18 protein-coding genes are annotated in these 17,377 nt (G+C 67.5%); 4 read left to right on the top strand and 14 right to left on the bottom strand.

What is annotated here, in order from left to right; translation table 11 throughout:
• Positions 1-24: 24 nt before the first annotated feature.
• Positions 25-1,245 (top strand): CaiB/BaiF CoA-transferase family protein, encoded by a 1,221-nt coding sequence (locus tag CFB81_RS06780; protein WP_069621295.1) that lies wholly within the window; start codon positions 25-27, stop codon positions 1,243-1,245.
• Between the two features lie 41 nt (positions 1,246-1,286).
• Here CFB81_RS06780 and CFB81_RS06775 read toward each other — a convergent pair whose 3' ends face one another.
• The 4 genes from CFB81_RS06775 to CFB81_RS06760 form a co-directional block, all read right to left on the bottom strand.
• The gene (locus tag CFB81_RS06775; RefSeq protein ID WP_256975995.1) at positions 1,287-1,850 is read right to left on the bottom strand and encodes a hypothetical protein; all 564 of its coding nucleotides are present in this window, start codon (positions 1,848-1,850) and stop codon (positions 1,287-1,289) included.
• A 14-nt stretch (positions 1,851-1,864) separates the two neighbouring features.
• A complete protein-coding gene (locus CFB81_RS06770; RefSeq protein ID WP_256975994.1) occupies positions 1,865-2,176 on the bottom strand; it encodes a L,D-transpeptidase in 312 nt (103 codons plus the stop codon).
• Positions 2,177-2,492: 316 nt separating this feature from the next.
• Positions 2,493-3,047: an alpha/beta hydrolase gene (locus CFB81_RS06765; protein ID WP_089434896.1), complete on the bottom strand. Its 555-nt coding sequence runs from the start codon at positions 3,045-3,047 to the stop codon at positions 2,493-2,495.
• A 195-nt stretch (positions 3,048-3,242) separates the two neighbouring features.
• A complete protein-coding gene (locus CFB81_RS06760; protein ID WP_006497729.1) occupies positions 3,243-3,452 on the bottom strand; it encodes an ornithine acetyltransferase in 210 nt (69 codons plus the stop codon).
• Positions 3,453-3,704: 252 nt separating this feature from the next.
• On the opposite strand from CFB81_RS06760, the gene CFB81_RS06755 reads away from it, so the two are divergent.
• Entirely contained in the window at positions 3,705-5,414 is a 1,710-nt protein-coding gene (locus tag CFB81_RS06755; RefSeq protein WP_069621293.1) for a glutamine--tRNA ligase/YqeY domain fusion protein, read from the top strand.
• Positions 5,415-5,552: 138 nt separating this feature from the next.
• Here the strand turns inward: CFB81_RS06755 and CFB81_RS06750 are convergent, their stop codons facing one another.
• From CFB81_RS06750 to CFB81_RS06740, 3 genes are all read right to left on the bottom strand, one after another.
• The gene (locus CFB81_RS06750) at positions 5,553-6,026 is read right to left on the bottom strand and encodes an NUDIX hydrolase (protein ID WP_089434895.1); all 474 of its coding nucleotides are present in this window, start codon (positions 6,024-6,026) and stop codon (positions 5,553-5,555) included.
• An 8-nt stretch (positions 6,027-6,034) separates the two neighbouring features.
• Positions 6,035-6,421, bottom strand: a complete 387-nt coding sequence (locus CFB81_RS06745; RefSeq protein WP_069621291.1) for a hypothetical protein — start codon at positions 6,419-6,421, stop codon at positions 6,035-6,037.
• Between the two features lie 124 nt (positions 6,422-6,545).
• A complete protein-coding gene (locus tag CFB81_RS06740) occupies positions 6,546-7,895 on the bottom strand; it encodes a cytochrome-c peroxidase (protein WP_089434894.1) in 1,350 nt (449 codons plus the stop codon).
• A gap of 223 nt (positions 7,896-8,118) precedes the next feature.
• Here CFB81_RS06740 and CFB81_RS06735 point away from each other — a divergent pair, with 223 nt between their 5' ends.
• Complete coding sequence (locus tag CFB81_RS06735; protein WP_089434893.1) at positions 8,119-9,705, top strand: acid phosphatase; 1,587 nt, start codon at positions 8,119-8,121, stop codon at positions 9,703-9,705.
• Positions 9,706-9,826: 121 nt separating this feature from the next.
• Here the strand turns inward: CFB81_RS06735 and CFB81_RS06730 are convergent, their stop codons facing one another.
• Genes CFB81_RS06730 through CFB81_RS06705 form a run of 6 tightly spaced genes read right to left on the bottom strand, consistent with a single transcriptional unit; the run spans position 9,827 to position 15,516 of the window.
• Positions 9,827-11,353, bottom strand: a complete 1,527-nt coding sequence (locus CFB81_RS06730; protein ID WP_089434892.1) for an alginate export family protein — start codon at positions 11,351-11,353, stop codon at positions 9,827-9,829.
• On the bottom strand, positions 11,350-12,048 hold the full coding sequence (locus tag CFB81_RS06725) for a YoaK family protein (RefSeq protein WP_089434891.1): 699 nt from the start codon (positions 12,046-12,048) through the stop codon (positions 11,350-11,352). Before CFB81_RS06725 ends, CFB81_RS06730 begins: the two co-directional genes overlap by 4 nt.
• On the bottom strand, positions 12,045-12,959 hold the full coding sequence (locus CFB81_RS06720) for a glyoxalase (protein WP_089434890.1): 915 nt from the start codon (positions 12,957-12,959) through the stop codon (positions 12,045-12,047). Before CFB81_RS06720 ends, CFB81_RS06725 begins: the two co-directional genes overlap by 4 nt.
• A gap of 26 nt (positions 12,960-12,985) precedes the next feature.
• Positions 12,986-13,438, bottom strand: coding sequence for a DoxX family protein (locus CFB81_RS06715; protein WP_089434889.1), 453 nt, complete (start codon positions 13,436-13,438; stop codon positions 12,986-12,988).
• 1 nt (position 13,439) lies between these two features.
• A complete protein-coding gene (locus tag CFB81_RS06710; RefSeq protein ID WP_089434888.1) occupies positions 13,440-15,329 on the bottom strand; it encodes an amidohydrolase in 1,890 nt (629 codons plus the stop codon).
• Positions 15,330-15,348: 19 nt separating this feature from the next.
• Positions 15,349-15,516, bottom strand: a complete 168-nt coding sequence (locus tag CFB81_RS06705; RefSeq protein ID WP_069617194.1) for a DUF1427 family protein — start codon at positions 15,514-15,516, stop codon at positions 15,349-15,351.
• Between the two features lie 101 nt (positions 15,517-15,617).
• Here CFB81_RS06705 and CFB81_RS06700 point away from each other — a divergent pair, with 101 nt between their 5' ends.
• Entirely contained in the window at positions 15,618-16,541 is a 924-nt protein-coding gene (locus CFB81_RS06700) for a LysR family transcriptional regulator (protein ID WP_069617193.1), read from the top strand.
• A 66-nt stretch (positions 16,542-16,607) separates the two neighbouring features.
• Here CFB81_RS06700 and CFB81_RS06695 read toward each other — a convergent pair whose 3' ends face one another.
• Entirely contained in the window at positions 16,608-17,294 is a 687-nt protein-coding gene (locus tag CFB81_RS06695) for a hydrolase (protein WP_059837139.1), read from the bottom strand.
• Between the last annotated feature and the right edge of the window lie 83 nt (positions 17,295-17,377).

The raw sequence follows: 17,377 nt of genomic DNA, 5'->3' as shown, positions 1-17,377 counted from the left end.
GCCATGAAAGGAGACGATTCGACGATGGGTGCCCTGAGCCATATCCGCGTGCTGGACCTCACCCGCGTGCTCGCGGGCCCGTGGTGCGCGCAGACCCTTGCCGATTTCGGCGCGGACGTGATCAAGGTCGAGCGCCCGGGCGCCGGCGACGACACGCGCCACTGGGGGCCGCCGTACCTGAAGGACGCGGACGGCGCGGATACCGCCGAGGCCGCGTACTACCTCGCGGCGAACCGCAACAAGCGCTCGGTGACGGTCGACATCGCCACGCCCGAGGGCCAGCAGATCGTGCGCGAGCTTGCTGCGCAGAGCGACGTCGTGCTCGAGAACTACAAGGTCGGGCAATTGAAGAAGTACGGGCTCGATTACGACTCGCTGCGCGCAGTGAAGCCCGATCTCGTCTACTGCTCCGTCACCGGCTTCGGCCAGACCGGCCCGTACGCGCACCGCGCGGGCTACGACTTCATCGTGCAGGGGATCGGCGGCTTCATGAGCATCACCGGCGAACGCGACGGCGAGCCGGGCGGCGGCCCGCAGAAGGCCGGCGTGGCGATCGCCGATCTCGCGACCGGCCTCTATTCGACGATCGCCGTGCTCGCCGCGCTCGCGCACCGCGACCGTACGGGCGAAGGCCAGTACATCGACATGGCGCTGCTCGACGTGCAGGTCGCGCTGCTCGCGAACATGAACACCAACTTCCTTGCGAGCGGCAAGCCGCCGGTGCGCTGGGGCAACGCGCATCCGAACATCGTGCCGTACCAGACGTTCCAGACGCGCGACGGCTGGATCATCGTCGCGGTCGGCAACGACGGGCAGTTCCGCAAGTTCGTCGAGGCGGGCGGCCGGCCCGGGCTGGCCGACGACGAGCGCTTCGCGACGAACCCGTCGCGCGTGCGTCACCGCGACACGCTGGTGCCGATCCTCGCGGAGATGGTGAAAGCGCGCGACAAGGCCGACTGGATCGGCGCGCTCGAAGCGGCCGGCGTGCCGTGCGGGCCGATCAACGATCTCGACGAGGTGTTCGACAACGAGCAGGTTATCGCGCGCGGGATGCAGGTCTCGCTGCCGCATCCGTGCGGCGCGGACGTGAAGCTCGTGCGCAACCCGATCCGGATGAGCGCGACGCCGCCGGACGCGCGCACGGCCCCGCCGCTGCTCGGCGCGCAGACGGAAGACGTGCTGCGCGACATGCTCGGCTACGACGATGTGCGGATCGCCGCGTTGAAGGCGAAGCAGGCGATCTGAGCGGCGCGGCGGCGGGCCGGAACGGGGGGCACCCCGGCCGGTCAGCGCCGGGCCAGCGTATCGCAGCCGCCGGCCAGCGCCGCAAGCGCTGCGGGCAATGGCGAACGCACGACGGCTGCGTAACCGCCGTGCCCGGCGGACAGACTGTCGACGGTAACGGCGACCGCGTCCGAATCCGCCGCGGCCAGGAAGACGAGCGACGGCGGCGGCTCGGACGCGATGCGATCACGGATGTCCAGCCGCCCGATCTGCCGTGGAAATTCGCGCGCAAGGTCGGCCAGATCGACCTGTCGTTGCGCGACGATCGTCGAAAGGGGCCCAAGATGCGCGGCCAGATCCGCCGACGCCATGCATTGCCGGGGGGCACGGCCGTCTGCATAAGTCACCTGCACGGCGAACCGCGCCGCGGGCTGTGAGCGCTGCGCGGTCAACGTCAGCGCGGCGGTCGTATAGGTCAGCGACATCACCTCGTCGGGCAGCACGCCGAACAGCTCAGTGCCGGGATCGATCCGTATGCGGCTGTCGGTCCAGTCGGCGACGCTGCGCCAGCAGAAACCGGCGAGCAGACCGACCAGCATCGCCAGACACGGGATCGCGAATCGCATTGCCGATGCGCTCTTCACGATACCTGCACCACGGTTCCCATCGGAGCCCACTCGTACAGTCGTTTCGCATCGGCCTCGGCCAGGCGTACGCAGCCGTGCGATCCGAACCAGTCGCTGACGGTATTGCGCGCCATTCTCACCAGCGACAGCGGCATCGGCCCGTGGTACTGGTGAAGCGCTTTGCCGTCTCCCGTGAAGAACATCGCGTAATTCATTTGCACGTTATAGGCACGACTGCGATAGGTCGAGTATTTCCGCATGATGCGGAAGGCACCCCGATCGGTCGGATGCTCACTGTCTCCCGTCACACAGTCGAAGCGGAACACCCTCGCTGCCCCCCTCAAACGCCTCCACGCTCTGACTCGAGAGATCGACGACGATTCGTTTCGCCGCCGACGATTTTTTTCCGCCGGTCTGCTGATTCCGCCTTGCGCCGCTCGACATGCCCGCTCCTTCCGATCGAATCGAATAGACCGTCACGTTACCGGCCCGGCCGATCACAAAGTCATGGGGTTCGTCACACGATGCGCGTCGCGCCCAAACCAATCACGGGCAGCAAGGCTCACAGCGCGCCGCGACGCATCGCATGAGATTCGCGCTTTGTTAAAAAAGGTGTCCGATTCGGTGAACCACGACCGGCAGTCAGTCCGTGGTCCCCATCGCATCGAGCCAGCCACGCGCTTGCGGCCAGTCGCCGAGCCCGCTGTCCGCGTTGATGTGGCCGCGCGGGCCGAGGTCATGAAACGTGCTGCTCCACGCGTTCGCGCAGCCGCGTGCGAAGGCGAGCGAACCGTACGGATCGTCGCTGCTCGCGACCACGCAGGTCGGAAACGGCAGCCGTTCGCGTGGGACCGGGCCGAAGCCGTGCGCGTCGGCCGGAAACGCCGGCCCGGCCGGATCGGGCAATGCGACGAGCAGCGCCCCGCGCACTTTCGCGAGCGCGGCCGGCCGCGCGTAGCGGGTCGCCCACCATGCGGTGGTCAGCGTACCGAGGCTGTGGCCGGCGATCAGCACGGGCCCACGCGCGGCTTCGACCGCCCGGTCGAGCGCGCGACACCAGCCGTTGCGGAACGCGTGGTGCCAGTCCGGCATCGCGATCCGCACGAAACGCGCATCGGCGCGCTCCCAGCGGCTCTGCCAGTGAAGCGGGCCCGAATTGGCGTAGCCCGGCAAGACGAAAACGACAGGGTCGGTCATGGAAGGGTTCGTCGACAAATGGAATCGTGTTGTAGCGTCGACGCAGTGTCGCACACCCGCCTCTCCCTGATGGTGCCTGTCAAAATCCGGGGGATGTGCGTGACCTTCGAGCGGGTGGTGACGCACTCAGCCAGGCGTCACGACCCGGGGCCGGCGGTCGGGTGCGCCCGCGGCGCGGGCGACCGCCGGCGTGAATCAGCGTACGCCGGCGCCGACCAGGCCGCCTGCCGCCGCGCCGGCCACCGTGCCGACCGGGCCGCCCGTGATCAGGTAGCCGAGCGCACCGCCCGCGGCCGCGCCGATACCGGCGTTACGCTGCGTATGCGTCATCGCGCATGCGCCGAGTTGCGACAGGGCCGCGACGATCACCGCGGTACGAACGAGAAAAGTGGTCTTCTTCATCATGATTGTTGGCTTCCTCCCGCCCCGCAAAATCGCGAACGGCGGCATTGAATCGGTGAAGCCATCATAGGAAAAGCCGAACGACGCCCGCAATCCGATTTACGTCGTGTTACAGCCGACACACACTCGATATATTGCGATACGCATGCCAGTGGACGGCGCCCGACCCGCAGGCCGCGCGGGACGGACCCCGGTCAGGTAGAATTACAGGATTAAACCGGCGCGACGCGCCGACACAACCCTGACGCCAACCGCATGAGCACCGAACGCAACGACGCCCCCGCGGCTTCCAATTTCATCCGCAACATCATCGACGACGACAACCGCACCGGCAAATGGGGCGGCCGCGTCGAGACGCGCTTCCCGCCCGAGCCGAACGGCTATCTGCACATCGGCCACGCGAAGAGCATCTGCCTAAATTTCAGCATCGCGCGCGACTACGGCGGCGTGTGCCACCTGCGCTTCGACGACACGAACCCGGAAAAGGAAAGCGTCGAATACGTCGACTCGATCGTCGACGCGGTGCGCTGGCTCGGTTTCGACTGGCGCAAGGACGCGGTCGATCATCAGTATTTCGCGAGCGACTACTACGACAAGCTGTACGAATTCGCCGAGCTGCTGATCCAGCGCGGCAAGGCATACGTCGACAGCCAGAGCGCCGACGAAATGCGCGCGAACCGCGGCTCGCTGACCGAAGGCGGCAAGCCGTCGCCGTTCCGCGACCGCACGCCCGAGGAAAACCTCGACCTGTTCCGCCGCATGAAGGCCGGCGAGTTCAAGGAAGGCGAGCACGTGCTGCGCGCGAAGATCGACATGGCGTCGCCGAACATGAACATGCGCGACCCGGTGATCTACCGGATCCGCTATGCGCACCACTACCGCACCGGCGACGCCTGGTGCGTGTATCCGATGTACGACTACACGCACTGCATCTCGGATGCGCTCGAAGGCATCACGCACTCGCTGTGCACGCTCGAGTTCGAGGATCACCGCCCGCTGTACGACTGGGTGCTGAACGAACTCGCGGAAGCCGGCGTGTTCACGCGCCCGCTGCCGCAACAGATCGAATTCTCGCGGCTGAACCTCACGTACGCGATCACCAGCAAGCGCAAGCTGCTGCAGCTCGTCACCGAAGGCCACGTCGACGGCTGGGACGACCCGCGGATGCCGACGATCGTCGGCGTGCGCCGCCGCGGCTTCACGCCGGAGAGCATCCACCTGTTCTGCGAGCGGATCGGCGTGACGAAGATCGATTCGTGGATCGACATGAGCATCTTCGAAGGCGCGCTGCGCGACGACCTCGACGACAAGGCCGCGCGTACGGTCGCGGTGCTCGATCCGCTGAAGCTCGTGATCGACAACTATCCGGAAGACCTCGAGGAAGCGTGCACGGCGCCCGTGCATCCGCACCATCCGGACCGCGGCGTGCGCACGTTCCCGATCTCGCGCGAACTGTGGATCGAGCGCGAGGATTTCGTCGAGAATCCGCCGAAAGGCTATTTCCGGCTGTTCCCGGGCAACAAGGTGCGCCTGCGCTACGGCTACGTGATCGAGTGCACGGGCTTCGACAAGGACGCCGACGGCAACGTGACGGCCGTGCACTGCAACTACTTCCCGGACAGCAAGTCGGGCACCGAAGGCGCGAACACGTACAAGGTGAAGGGCAACATCCACTGGGTCAGCGCGAAGCACGCGCAGCCGGCCGAAGTGCGGATCTACGATCGCCTGTTCAAGGAGCCGCACCCGGACGCGGGCGGCGCGAACTTCCTCGAGGCGCTGAACCCCGATTCGAAGAAGATCGTGCAGGCGTACGTCGAGCCGGGCAACGGCGACGTCGCGCCGGAAACGCGCCTGCAGTTCGAGCGCCACGGCTACTTCGTTGCAGACCGTGTCGATTCGAAGCCGGGCAAGCCGGTGTTCAACCGGATCGTCGGGCTGCGCGACAGCTGGGGCAAGCCTGCCTGACGGCCGGCTCCGCGCGGCGGCGGGCGGCTTCGCAAGCCGCCCCCGCTGCCTGCCCATGAAAAAACCGGCTCCAGGGCCGGTTTTTTCATGGGCAGGCGCCGAAGGACGGCAGGCGGCAATGGAAGCCGCGGCGTGCGTTCACGCGCCCGACAGCCGCCGATGCAGTTCCACCAGCGACAGCTTCGTGCGAAACAGCCGCGCGAGACTGCGGCTCGCATAGGTGTCGACGTCGCCCGGCGCGGCCCAGCGGTACGCGTCCATCTCGGGAATCATCGAGCCGTCGCGACGGCTCGGGAACAGCGACGTACACGTGCACCGTGCGGGATCGATCTCGCCTTCGGCCACCTGCACCGCGAACAGGTGCAGGTCCTTGTCGTGCCGGTACGCGAAGCGGCCGAGATCGAGCAAGCGGGCCGGCGCGAACTCGATGCCGGTTTCCTCGAGCAGTTCGCGCAGCGCGGCGTCGGCCGGCGTCTCGCCCGGCTCGCCCTGCCCCTTCGGGATGTCCCAGTGCGTGGTGTCCGTCGCGTGCGCGAGGAACACGCGGCCACCCGCATCGAGGATCACGACGCCGCACGACACCGTGCGCGGCGCGCCGCCCCGCTTCGTCACGTGCGTGCTCAGCGCTTCTGCAACTGCCACTTGCCCGCGGCCGTCTTGCAGTAGACGGGCTTGAGCGTCATCGTCTGGCCCTTCGCGGTGATTTCGGTCGCGATTTCGCGGCAGGTCTTGCCGTCCGTCTCGGTCGTGCTCGGCGTGAGCTTCGCGTCGATCTGCGTGCCGCGGCCGCTGCTCTGCCATGTCGTGGTTTCGCCGTCCTTGCCTTCGTCGCGCGCCTGCACGACCGCCTTGGACAGCGACGCGCGATCGGTCTTGCTGAAATAGCTGATCGGCGTGTCGTTCAGGAAGTTCAGGTTGTTCTGTGCATGGGCGGGCAGCATCGCGGCTGCGCACGCGGCGCCGGCCAGCACGCGCGTGACGACGGAAAGGGATGCACGCATCGACATGTTTTTCTCCTTGGATGTTCGATCGAACGGCGTGGCGCATGCCGGCGAACCGGGGGCCGGCCCTCCGGCACGCGCCACGCCCGTCAGCGAGCGAGCATAGCATGCGTGCTGCGGTGAATGCCTTCTAGTGCCCGGCCGGCGCGGCCGTTTGCTGATATCCGTCAGTCAGCGTGCCGAGGAACGCGATCACGTCCTTGATCTCGGCCGCGTTCAGCGCCGGCGGGTCGCCGCGCTTGCGGTCGAACGGCGGCTCGCGGTTGATGTTGGGCCAGTAGCGCTTCGGCAAATCGTCGTAGATCTGCACCTTGCCGTGCACGACCGGGTAGAACTTCTCCGGATGGATGTCGCGTTCGACGTAGAAGCGCATCACGTCCTCGAGCGAGTGATAGACGCCGTTGTGGAAGAACGTCTTGCGCAGCGCGACGTTGCGCAGCGACGGCGTGCGGAACAGCCCGCAGAATTCGTCGCGCCCCTTCAGGTCGGTGCGTTCGGGGCCGCATGCGCCGAGATCGAAGAAGCGCGGGTCGCGATTGACCGGCAGCGCGCGGTTGCGCGGCACCGCGATCGCGATCAGCCCGAAATCGCTGAACTGCGGCGGGCCGCCTTCGAGCGTGCGCTGGCTGACGTGACAGCTCGCGCAGTTGCCCTTCTTCTCGTCGTTGAACAGTTGCAGCCCGTGCAGTTCCGCGGGCGTGAGCTGCGCGTGGCCGGCCAGATACGCGTCGTATTTGCTCGTGTACGGATCGAACAGCGCCGGCTGCTGCTGGAATGCGTCCAGCGCGCGCAGCACCGCACCGAACGTCGCCTGGTCGTCGCCGAGCACCGTGTCGCCGAACGCCTTGCGGAATGCATCGGCATACGGCGCGGCGCGAACCGCCTTCGCGACCCGTGCGGGCGAACTGCTCATCTCGAACGGCGACGTGAGCGGAATGCGCGCCTGCGCATCGCGCGTATCGACGCGACCGTCCCAGGTCAGCCCGCCGGTCGGACCCGCGTCGATGCTTTCATCCCCTTCGTCGGGCGAATCGTGGAAGTGCTCGCTGAACGGCGGGATGCCGCGCAGGTATTTCAGCGACGGCACCGCGCGAAAGCCGGTACGGTGCATGTCGTCGCCGCCCAGCTGCACCGACAGCGCGTTCGGCGGCCCGAACGCATGGTCGGCGCTATGGCACGACGCGCAAGCGAGCTTGCCGGACCCGGACAGCGACGGATCGAAGAACAACTGCTTGCCGAGCGCCGTCATCTGCTTCACGCCCTCGAACACCTGCGCGCGCGTCTGCGGCTGGCCGGCCGGCGCGACCGCCGGGGTGGCCGGCGCGGCCTGGGCCGCCGGTACGACGGATGCGGCCGACGCAGTCGTGCCGGGCCGCGCATCGCAACCGGCGAGCGCCGCGAGCGCGCCGACCACCGCGAGCGTCGCCGTGGCAGGGATCAGCGATCGCGCGAACGCGATGGATTTCAGCAGGGTGTGCATCGTCGTTGTTCTGGTAGCGGTGGGCAATCGGCCGGAGCTTATGTCAGTTCCGTGACCGTTCAATGACGTTCGACCGACAGTCAATTGAAAGCGCCCCTACACCCGGCTGTCAAATCGGTTCCAGATAATGCGCGCAGCCGGGCGGTACCGCGAGGTTCGTGCGCCGGCCCTCCCGCCACCCGGTTCCCACACGCGACCAACGACGAATGAGAGAGAACATCGCATGAAGAAGCACGCCTGGATTCGCTGCACGCCGATCGCCGTCGCGGCCGCGCTCAGCCTGACCGCCTGCGGCGGCGACGACGTCACGCAGCAGGGCCTGTCGGCCGTCAAGAACGTCGTCGTGATCTACGCGGAAAACCGCAGCTTCGACAACCTGTACGGCAACTTCCCGGGCGCGAACGGTCTGCAGAACGCGACGGCCGCGAACTCGGTGCAGAAGGACCGCGACGGCTCGACGATGGCGACGCTGCCGAAGATCTGGGGCGGCCTGACCGCGACCGGCATCACGCCGGCGGTGACCGAGGCGATGACGGCGAACCTGCCGAACGCGCCGTTCGCGATCGACGATCCGAAAGGCTTCAACCAGTCGATGAGCATCGCGACGCGCGACATCGTGCACCGCTTCTACCAGGACCAGATGCAGATCAACGGCGGCAAGAACGACATGTACGCCGCATGGACCGATGCCGGCGGCCTGACGATGGGTCACTACACGGCCGATCCGTCGAAGCTGCCGCTGTGGAAGATCGCGCAGCAGTACGTGCTCGCAGACAACTTCTTCATGGGTGCGTTCGGCGGCTCGTTCCTGAACCACCAGTACCTGATCTGCGCGTGCGCACCGTACTACCCGAACGCCGACAAGAGCCCGGCGGCCGGCAAGATCACCGTGCTCAATGCCGACGGCAAGTCGCTGAAGGTCGCGACGAACTCGCCGGCTTCCGCGCTGAGTGGCCCGCCGAAGTTCGTCAACGACGGCGCGCTGACGCCCGACTTCTACGGCATCAACACGATGCAGCCGGCGTATCAGCCGAGCGGCAACAAGGCGGCCGCGGGCGGCGACCCGCTGCTCGCCGACCCGGCCAATCCGTCGACGATGCCGCCGCAGACGGCGACCAACATCGGCGACCTGATGACCAACGCGGGCGTATCGTGGGCGTGGTATTCCGGCGCGTGGGGCCAGGCGCTGCAGGCGAGCCAGAACGGCACGTCGAACGTGATCTACGGCGCCGACCTGTCGACGCCGAACTTCCAGCCGCACCACCAGCCGTTCAACTACTTCGCGAACCAGGCGCCGGGCACCGCGAGCCGTGCGCAGCATCTGCTCGACGGCGGCGCGAACGGCGCCGAGTTCATCAAGGCGATCGATGCGGGCGCGCTGCCGCAGGTGACGTTCTACAAGCCGCAAGGCAACCTGAACGAGCACCCGGGCTACACGGACGTCACGTCCGGCGACCAGCACATCGCCGACGTGATCGCGCACCTGCAGGCCAGCCCGCAGTGGAAGAACATGGTCGTGGTCGTCACGTACGACGAAAACGGCGGCTTCTGGGATCATGCGACGCCGCCGAATGCCGATCGCTGGGGCCCGGGCACCCGCATTCCGGCGCTGATCGTGTCGCCGTATGCGAAGAAGGGCTTCGTCGACCACACGCAGTACGACACGGGCTCGATCCTGCGCTTCATCACGCGCCGCTTCTCGCTGCCGCGCCTCGCGGGCCTGCAGCAGCGCGACGACGCGCTGAAGGCGAACGGCGCGCAGCCGATGGGCGACCTGACGAACGCGCTCGCGCTGTCGCCGAACCTGTAACGGCATCGCCGTCACCGCGAACGCGGCCGGCCATGCTGCCGGCCCGGACGAACGAAGGACAGCCCCGCAGTTCACGGGGCTGTCCTTTTTCAAGCCGCGTGCGGGTTGCCGCGCGCCGCCGTCACCAGCCGTACTTCAGCTCGACGCCGACGTAATCCGCGTTGTGCCCGCCCGCCTGCCGGATCGCGTCGCCGACCTGGAAATGCACGGCCTCCACCGCGCCGATCAGGTTCGCGGCGATCGTCCAGTCCGCGCGCAACTGCACGTACATGCCCGTCCACAGGCCGCCCTTGCCGGTGGTGCCCGGCACCGGGATGTTCGGCTGCTGATAGACGGCGTCGCCGGTCGTCTCGCGCCACTGGAAGCCCAGCGCACCGAGCAACGACAGGTTCGCCGCCGGTTTCAGCGTCACGGACGGCTTCACGTGAATCAGGTTCGCGTAACTCGTATAGCCGGCCAGCGTGAAGTAATAGCCGTTCGGAAACAGCGGATTGAAGGTGCCGATGCGGCCGTCGTGCGGATGCCGGTCGCCCGATGCCGCGTCCACCTGCAGCGCGATGCGCGGCGACCACGGCGCGTCGAGCCTGTAGCCGGCGATCGAACCGACGGCCCACGCGCCGATCGTGGCGTTGCCGACCGTGCCGGTCTGCAGCATCGTCTCGAGATCCCAGTCGAAGCGCCCGTGCGTGCCCGTGTAGCGGACGTCCCATACGTCGCGATGCTCGGGGCCGCTCGCATCGAGGAAACGCGCGCCGCGGCGGTTGTAGCGCGACCAGTAGCCGGACAGGTCGCCCGGCCCGACCGACTGCCGCTCGAAACGCACGCCGCTGAACGTGAGATCGCGATTCGACACGTCGTCGAAATCGGATGCGTTGCGGTTCTGCACCGGCTGCGTCGCATAGCCGATGAAGCGCCACTTGCCGTATTCGTAATCGGCCCACACCGCATCGAACGCGAGCCGCACGTTCGGGCCGTCGCGCGCGGCGATGAAGCGCTGCAAGTCGAACGCCATCTCCTGCCGGCCGACGCGGAACTTGACCGTGCCGCCGCCAAGCGCGCCCGTGTAGGTCGCGAATGCCTGTTCGAGATCGAGCGGGTTTTTATCGACCGGCGACACCGTGTTCTTGCCAAACGCGCGTGCGTCCTGCAATTGCGTGAAGAACTGCCAGTGCGGGCCGAGATGCGCATCGGCATGCACTTCGACGCGCTGGATCACGTACGTATCCGATTGCGCGGAGCCGATGCCGAACAGCGGTGCGTCGTTGGTTTCGAGCCGCTCGCGCAGGTTCACGCCGAGCGACAGATAGGACGACGGATCGTTGCCGAGCGGGATGGTTTTCAGCCCGTCGAGCGGCGCGCGCGGCACGCAGGGATTCGCAAGCACCGACCAGTCTTCCTGCCAGCGGTTGAACAGAACGGTCGGGCGTTTGGCGGTGCACGTCGATGCGGTGGCCGCCGCGGACGTCGAGGCCGGCGACGAGGCCGATGACGCAGTCGATGCCGGCGCCGGTTCTTGCGTCGACGTCGACGCAACCGCCGTTTCCGCGAACGCCGCGTCGGCGCCCGCGCACAGCAGCCCCGCGACGATCGACACGTGCGCGGCCCACTCGAAGCGGCGGCCGTGGCGTCGCCCGCGTCGCTCGCTCATGCACGCTCCTGCGTGGGCGTACCGGCTGATTGCGCCGCGCACAGCGCAAGCGTCGCGAGCGCGCCGACGGGCACCAGCAGCGCCAGGAATCCGACGTAGCGGAACCCGATCGCACCGCCCGCCGCGCCGAGCGCGAACGCGACGATCGCCGGCAGCATCTTCGCGAAACGTGCGCGTGCGGTGGCGCGCACGCTGTCCGCCGTGCCGGGGGACAGCATGTCGACGGCGTCCAGGATCGCCTGCGTGACGTTGCCGGTCATCACCGTGTTCGGCACGCCGCCCGCGCGCGCGATCACGCGCGGATGCGCATTCTGCACGCCCATCGCGAACGTGCCGACGATGCCGGCCACGAGCGCCGCCACGCTGTCGGGCTGCGTGACGGGCGTCGCCCACACGCCGGCCGCGCAGAAGCCGAGCAGCAGCACGGCCTGCACCGTATGCAGCACGCGCGTGCCCTGCCACGCCGGCCGCGCGGCCATCGACCGCGCGATCAGGCTGCTCGCGATCACGCCGCACACGAACGCCGGAAACACGCTGAGCTTCAGCACGACACCCTGGCCGAAGCCCGCGAGGCCGGCGCCGATCAGCACGAAGTTGCCGGTCACGTGCGCGGTGAAGAGCCCGAACAGCGCGACGAAGCTCAGCGTGTCGACGAAGCCGGCCACCGCGGCGAGAATCGTGTCCTCGTGCTTCATCGCGCCGCGCTCGCGTGGATCTCGGCGACGTAGCCGCCGGGGAACTGCACGAGCGCCGCGTCGCGGCCGTCCGACTTGAACGGCGGCACGAGCACGGTTACGCCCGCGGCTTCGGCCTGCTTCAGCGTCGCGGCGAGATCGGGCACGTCGTAGCCGGTCATCTCGCGGCCGAACGGGTAAGGCAGATGGCCGTCGGTCACCAGCACGGTCATCTTGCCGAAGCCCGATTCGATCCGAATGCGGCGGTACGTATCGTCCGGCCGGCCGATCTCGATGCCCGGCGCCTTCAGGGTGTCGGACACCACCTTGCCTTTCGAGAACTTGACGAAGTCGTGCACGAACTTGCGGACGCTTTGCGGCGACACGTAGACGCGATTCTCGGGGATGGTCTGCAGCGCGTCGTAATTCGGCGCCTGCGTGTGCCAGTACAGCTGCATGTTCACGCCGCCCGCCCATGTGACGATCGCGTCGCGGCCGATCGGATCGGGAAACGTGTCGACGATCACGTCGGCACCGTGCTCGCGCGCGGACTTCACGGCGACGTCCATGTCGGTCACGAGATAGCCGGTACGCTCCGCGCAGAACGGATACGGGATCGGCGTCTTGAAACCGAATACCGAGATCGTGCCGACCGGTGTCAGCACGAGTTGCGACATCGTCTGGCTCGGCGTCGGCGTGACCTGGAACACGCCCTGCTTCGACTTCTTGCCGCCGAACGTCGCGACGAAGCTGTCGGTGAAGCGGTCGAAGTCTTCGGGTGCGACGCACACGTGGGTCGTGTCGTACTGCGGGCCGACCGCCACCGTCGGCACGACCGCGGGCGGCGCCGGCGGTTTCGCGAACGTCACGGGCGCGACGGCGAGGCCGCCCGCGAGCATCGCGGCGAGCAGCACGGAACGAACGGATTTCATCACAGGGTTTCCTGGTTGTTGCATCGTCATCGAATGGAGCGGCCATCATCGGCCGGTTGCCGCGCATCGTCGAGCACGGTCGCGAGCACGAGTGCCGCGATCAGCCCGAGATGCTCGAAAAAGCTGTTGAGCGCCATGAACCGTTCGGCGCCGGAACGGTTCCAGAAATCGTTCGCCACGAACATCGCGACGAGCGTCAGCATACCGAGACTGCCGGCGCCCAGCCAGGTGAAACGGCGAAACACCACGCACAGCGAGCCGGCGATCTCGACCGCGATCGCGAGCGCCGCCCACAGCGCGGCCGGCTGCAGGCCGAAATGCGCCTGCTCCGCGACCGCGCCGTGGAAGTCCAGCGCCTTCGCGACGCCGCCGAGCAGATAGGCGGACACCAGCGCGACGCGCGCGAGCGGCAGGACCCACGGCTGCGCGAACAGCACGCGGAGCCACGAGGGGGTGCGGTAGACGGGGCGCGTCGTCATGTCAGATCGCCCAGCAAGAGCACCCGAACGCGCCCCAGAAGCCCTTCGCATCCGACGTCGGCAACGTGCTTGCCCATGCGCTCGCGTGCGCATGCTGGTGAAGGTTGCATTCATTCGCGCAGCCGCACATCGCGGCGGCCGCCGCGCGTTGCAGCGGCGCGCCGTTGCGCTGCGTCGCGCCCCAGCCGCCATAGCCGCCGAACTCGCGCACCGGCGACCAGTCGGGCATCGCCGGCGGAATCGGCGCGTCGTGCGACGCGAACGGCCCCGCGCCCCACACGATCTTCCCGTCGACCACCGTCAGCAACGCGGTCGTGGCGGCGATGTCGTCCTCCGCGCATGCGAAGAAATCGCGATCCGGGACCACCAGGTCGGCAAGCTGCCCCACCGCGATGCGCCCCTTCTTGCCCTCCTCGTTCGAGAACCACGTCACGTACTCGGTCCACATCCGCAGCGCGGTTTCGCGATCGAGCAGGTTGCGCTGCGGATACATGCGCATGCCGCCGACCGTCTTGCCCGTCACGAGCCATGCGAGCGACACCCACGGGTTGTACGATGCGACGCGCGTCGCGTCGGTGCCGGCCGACACCTTCAGCCCCTTGGCAAGCATCTTCGCGACCGGCGGCGTCGCCTCCGCGGCTTGCGCGCCGTAGCGCTCGACGAAGTATTCGCCCTGGTACGCCATCCGGTGCTGCACCGCGATGCCGCCGCCGAGCGCGGCGATCCGGTCCATCGATTTCTCGGTGATCGTTTCCGCGTGATCGAAGAACCAGTTCAGCCCTTCGAGCGGGATGTCTTCGTTGACCTTCTCGAATACGTCGAGCGCGCGGCTGATCGTTTCGTCGTAGGTCGCGTGCATGCGCCACGGCCAGCGGTTTTCCGCGAGCACGCGCACGACGCCTTCGAGATCGTCCTCCATCTGCGCGGGCAGGTCCGGCCGCGCGACGCGGAAATCCTCGAAGTCGGCCGCGGAAAACGCCAGCATCTCGCCGGCGCCGTTATTGCGGAAGTAGTCAGTGCCGTCGTGGTACTTGACGCTCTTCGTCCAGTTCACGAAGTCTTCCTTTTCCGCGTTCGGCTTCTGCGTGAACAGGTTGTACGCGATCCGGATCGTCATCTCGCCCGCGTCGTGCAGCTTGCGGATCACTTCGTAATCGTCGGGATAATTCTGCGAACCGCCGCCCGCATCGATCACGCCCGTCACGCCCAGCCGGTTCAGCTCGCGCATGAAATGGCGCGTCGAGTTGTACTGATACTCGAACGGCAGCTTCGGCCCCTTCGCGAGCGTCGCGTAGAGGATTGTCGCGTTCGGGTTCGCGAGCAGCAGGCCGGTCGGGTTGCCCGCCGCATCGCGCAGGATCGTCCCGCCCGGCGGCTCCGGCGTGTCCTTCGTGTAGCCGACCACCCGCAGCGCCGCCGCGTTCAGCAACGCGCGATCGTACAGATGCAGGATGAACACGGGCGTGTCCGGCGCGACCGCATTGAGTTCGTCGATCGTCGGCAGCCGCTTCTCCACGAACTGGTGTTCGGTGAAGCCGCCGACCACGCGCACCCACTGCGGCGCGGGCGTGATCGCGACCTGCTGCTTGAGCATCTCCATCGCGAGCGCGAGCGACGGCACGCCGTCCCAGCGCAGTTCCATGTTGTAGTTCAGGCCGCCGCGAATCACGTGGCAATGGTTGTCGATCAGGCCCGGCAGCACGCCGCGGCCGCCGAGATCGACCACCTTCGTCGCGCGGCCCGCGAGCGGCATGACGTCCGCGTCGCTGCCGACGGCGACGAAGCGGCCGTCCTTGATCGCGACGGCGGCCGCGATCGGGTTCGCACGATCGAGCGTCGTGATGCGCCCGCTGTGCAGGATCAGATCGGGTTGAGTATCGGTTGCGCTCATTGACATCTCCTCGATGCGTTCAGAAGCCGAGCCAGTGACGAACCGGCGCGATGGCCTGCACGCCGACCAGCATGCCGGCGAGGCCCACCAGCGCGATCAGCGGCGGCGCAGGCGAACGCACCTTGATCACGCTGTACACGACGCCGATCAGCACGCCGGCGCCCAATGAAATTAGATAAGATTCCATAACGATTTTCCTCCCGGCGGGATTAGAATGATCCGCATCGCATCGGCCGCATGCCGCGCCGCCCTCGCATCCGTTTCGCTTCCCTGCCATCCGCTCCGACCATGCAACACCTTCCTGATCTCGAAGCCTGGGCCATCTTCGCGCGCGTCGCGGAGACGGGTTCGTTCGCGAAAGCCGCCGAGCAGCTCGGCGTCTCGCAACCCACCGTGTCGAAAGCGATCGCGCGCCTCGAAAAACGCCTCGGCGCGATGCTGCTGTACCGCACGTCGCGCAAGCTGTCGCTCACGCCGACCGGCGAACTGCTGCGCGACCGCGCGATCCGCCTGCTCGCCGATGCGGAACTGATCGAAAGCGAAGCCACCGCGCAAGCGCTCGAACCGCACGGCCTCGTGCGCGTGAACGCGCCGATGTCGTTCGGGCTGCACCATCTGTCGCCGGTGTTGCCCACGTTTCTCGAGCGCTATCCGCGCGTCGACATCGATCTCGTGCTCACCGATCACATCGTCGACATCGTATCGGGCGGCTTCGACGTCGCGATCCGCATCGCCGAGCTGAGCGATTCGACGCTGCGCTCGCGTCGCCTCTGCGCGGTGCGCCGGCCGCTCGTCGCGGCGCCCGCGTATCTCGACCGGCGCGGCCGCCCCACGCATCCGCGCGACATCGAACAGCACGTGTGCCTCACGTATACGAACCTGCCGACGCCCGAGCACTGGCGCTTCCGCCATTCGGCATCCGGCGAGGATGTCGGCGTGAACGTGCACGGCCGCATTCGCACGAACAATGCGGACGTGATCCTCCCCGCCCTCGTCGGCGGTCACGGCCTCGCGCTGCAGCCCGAGTTCCTGGTGTGGGACGAACTGCAGCGCGGCGCGCTCGAGGAAGTGATGAGCGACTGGAAGATCGCCGACATCAACGTGAACCTCGTCACGCCGCCCGGCATGCTGCGCGCCGCGCGCGTGACGGTGCTGCTCGATTTCCTCGCCGAACATTTCTCGCGCGCGCCGTGGGCGCTGCCCGCCGCCTGACCGCGCGACGGCCGACGGCACGCGATCGCCGCGGCAACCGTCGCGGCGATCGCGGCCGGCAGCGCGTTACTTCGCGGGCACGGCCGGAATCGACTCGTGCGGCGTCGCGGTACGCTGCGGCGCCTTGTGGACCATCGTGTACGCGTAATCGACGCCCATCCCGTACGCGCCCGAATGCTCCTTCGCGATCGCCATCACCGCGTCGTACGAATCGCGGCGCGCCCAGTCGCGCTGCCATTCGAGCAGCACCTGCTGCCACGTGACCGGCACCACGCCGGCCTGCACCATGCGCTGCATCGCGAAGTCGTGCGCAGCCTGCGTCGTGCCGCCCGATGCATCGGCGACCATGTAGATCTCGTAGTCGCCTTCGAGCATCGCGCACAGCGCGAACGTCGTGTTGCAGACTTCGGTCCACAGGCCCGACACCACCACCTTCTTGCGGCCGTTCGCGGCAAGCGCGTCGCGCACCTTCTGGTCGTCCCACGAGTTCATCGACGTGCGTTCGAGCGTCTTCTGGTTCGGGAACACGTCGAGCAGCTCGGGATAGGTGTGGCCCGAGAAGCTGTCGCTTTCGACCGTCGTGATCGTGGTCGGGATGTTAAAGACCTTCGCGGCCTTCGCGAGCCCGACGACGTTGTTCTTCAGCGTCTGCCGATCGATCGACTGCACGCCGAACGCCATTTGCGGCTGCTGGTCGATGAAGATCAGCTGGCTGTTCTGCGGCGTCAGTACTTCAAGTTTCGGGTTGCTCATGGCGGATGGGTCCTGTGAACGGAAAATAGGCGGCTGCCTCGACCGTGAAAGCGGGAGGCGCCCGGAATGCGTCGGCGCCGGAT

Origin of the sequence: Burkholderia sp. AU28863, assembly GCF_002223195.1 — a bacterium.
Taxonomy (GTDB): domain Bacteria; phylum Pseudomonadota; class Gammaproteobacteria; order Burkholderiales; family Burkholderiaceae; genus Burkholderia; species Burkholderia sola.
Note: the sequence above shows the minus strand (reverse complement) of the source record. Positions and strands in the feature narration are given on the sequence as shown.

What these genes read in the sequence shown, in the direction of transcription:
- CFB81_RS06710 (WP_089434888.1), bottom strand. Translation starts at nt 15,329, where the DNA reads ATGAGCGCAACCGATACTCAACCCGATCTGATCCTGCACAGCGGGCGC.
- CFB81_RS06715 (WP_089434889.1), bottom strand. Translation starts at nt 13,438, where the DNA reads ATGACGACGCGCCCCGTCTACCGCACCCCCTCGTGGCTCCGCGTGCTG.
- CFB81_RS06720 (WP_089434890.1), bottom strand. Translation starts at nt 12,959, where the DNA reads ATGAAATCCGTTCGTTCCGTGCTGCTCGCCGCGATGCTCGCGGGCGGC.
- CFB81_RS06780 (WP_069621295.1), top strand. Translation starts at nt 25, where the DNA reads ATGGGTGCCCTGAGCCATATCCGCGTGCTGGACCTCACCCGCGTGCTC.
- CFB81_RS06760 (WP_006497729.1), bottom strand. Translation starts at nt 3,452, where the DNA reads ATGATGAAGAAGACCACTTTTCTCGTTCGTACCGCGGTGATCGTCGCG.
- CFB81_RS06755 (WP_069621293.1), top strand. Translation starts at nt 3,705, where the DNA reads ATGAGCACCGAACGCAACGACGCCCCCGCGGCTTCCAATTTCATCCGC.
- CFB81_RS06700 (WP_069617193.1), top strand. Translation starts at nt 15,618, where the DNA reads ATGCAACACCTTCCTGATCTCGAAGCCTGGGCCATCTTCGCGCGCGTC.
- CFB81_RS06745 (WP_069621291.1), bottom strand. Translation starts at nt 6,421, where the DNA reads ATGTCGATGCGTGCATCCCTTTCCGTCGTCACGCGCGTGCTGGCCGGC.
- CFB81_RS06775 (WP_256975995.1), bottom strand. Translation starts at nt 1,850, where the DNA reads ATGCGATTCGCGATCCCGTGTCTGGCGATGCTGGTCGGTCTGCTCGCC.
- CFB81_RS06695 (WP_059837139.1), bottom strand. Translation starts at nt 17,294, where the DNA reads ATGAGCAACCCGAAACTTGAAGTACTGACGCCGCAGAACAGCCAGCTG.
- CFB81_RS06740 (WP_089434894.1), bottom strand. Translation starts at nt 7,895, where the DNA reads ATGCACACCCTGCTGAAATCCATCGCGTTCGCGCGATCGCTGATCCCT.
- CFB81_RS06730 (WP_089434892.1), bottom strand. Translation starts at nt 11,353, where the DNA reads ATGAGCGAGCGACGCGGGCGACGCCACGGCCGCCGCTTCGAGTGGGCC.
- CFB81_RS06765 (WP_089434896.1), bottom strand. Translation starts at nt 3,047, where the DNA reads ATGACCGACCCTGTCGTTTTCGTCTTGCCGGGCTACGCCAATTCGGGC.
- CFB81_RS06705 (WP_069617194.1), bottom strand. Translation starts at nt 15,516, where the DNA reads ATGGAATCTTATCTAATTTCATTGGGCGCCGGCGTGCTGATCGGCGTC.
- CFB81_RS06735 (WP_089434893.1), top strand. Translation starts at nt 8,119, where the DNA reads ATGAAGAAGCACGCCTGGATTCGCTGCACGCCGATCGCCGTCGCGGCC.
- CFB81_RS06725 (WP_089434891.1), bottom strand. Translation starts at nt 12,048, where the DNA reads ATGAAGCACGAGGACACGATTCTCGCCGCGGTGGCCGGCTTCGTCGAC.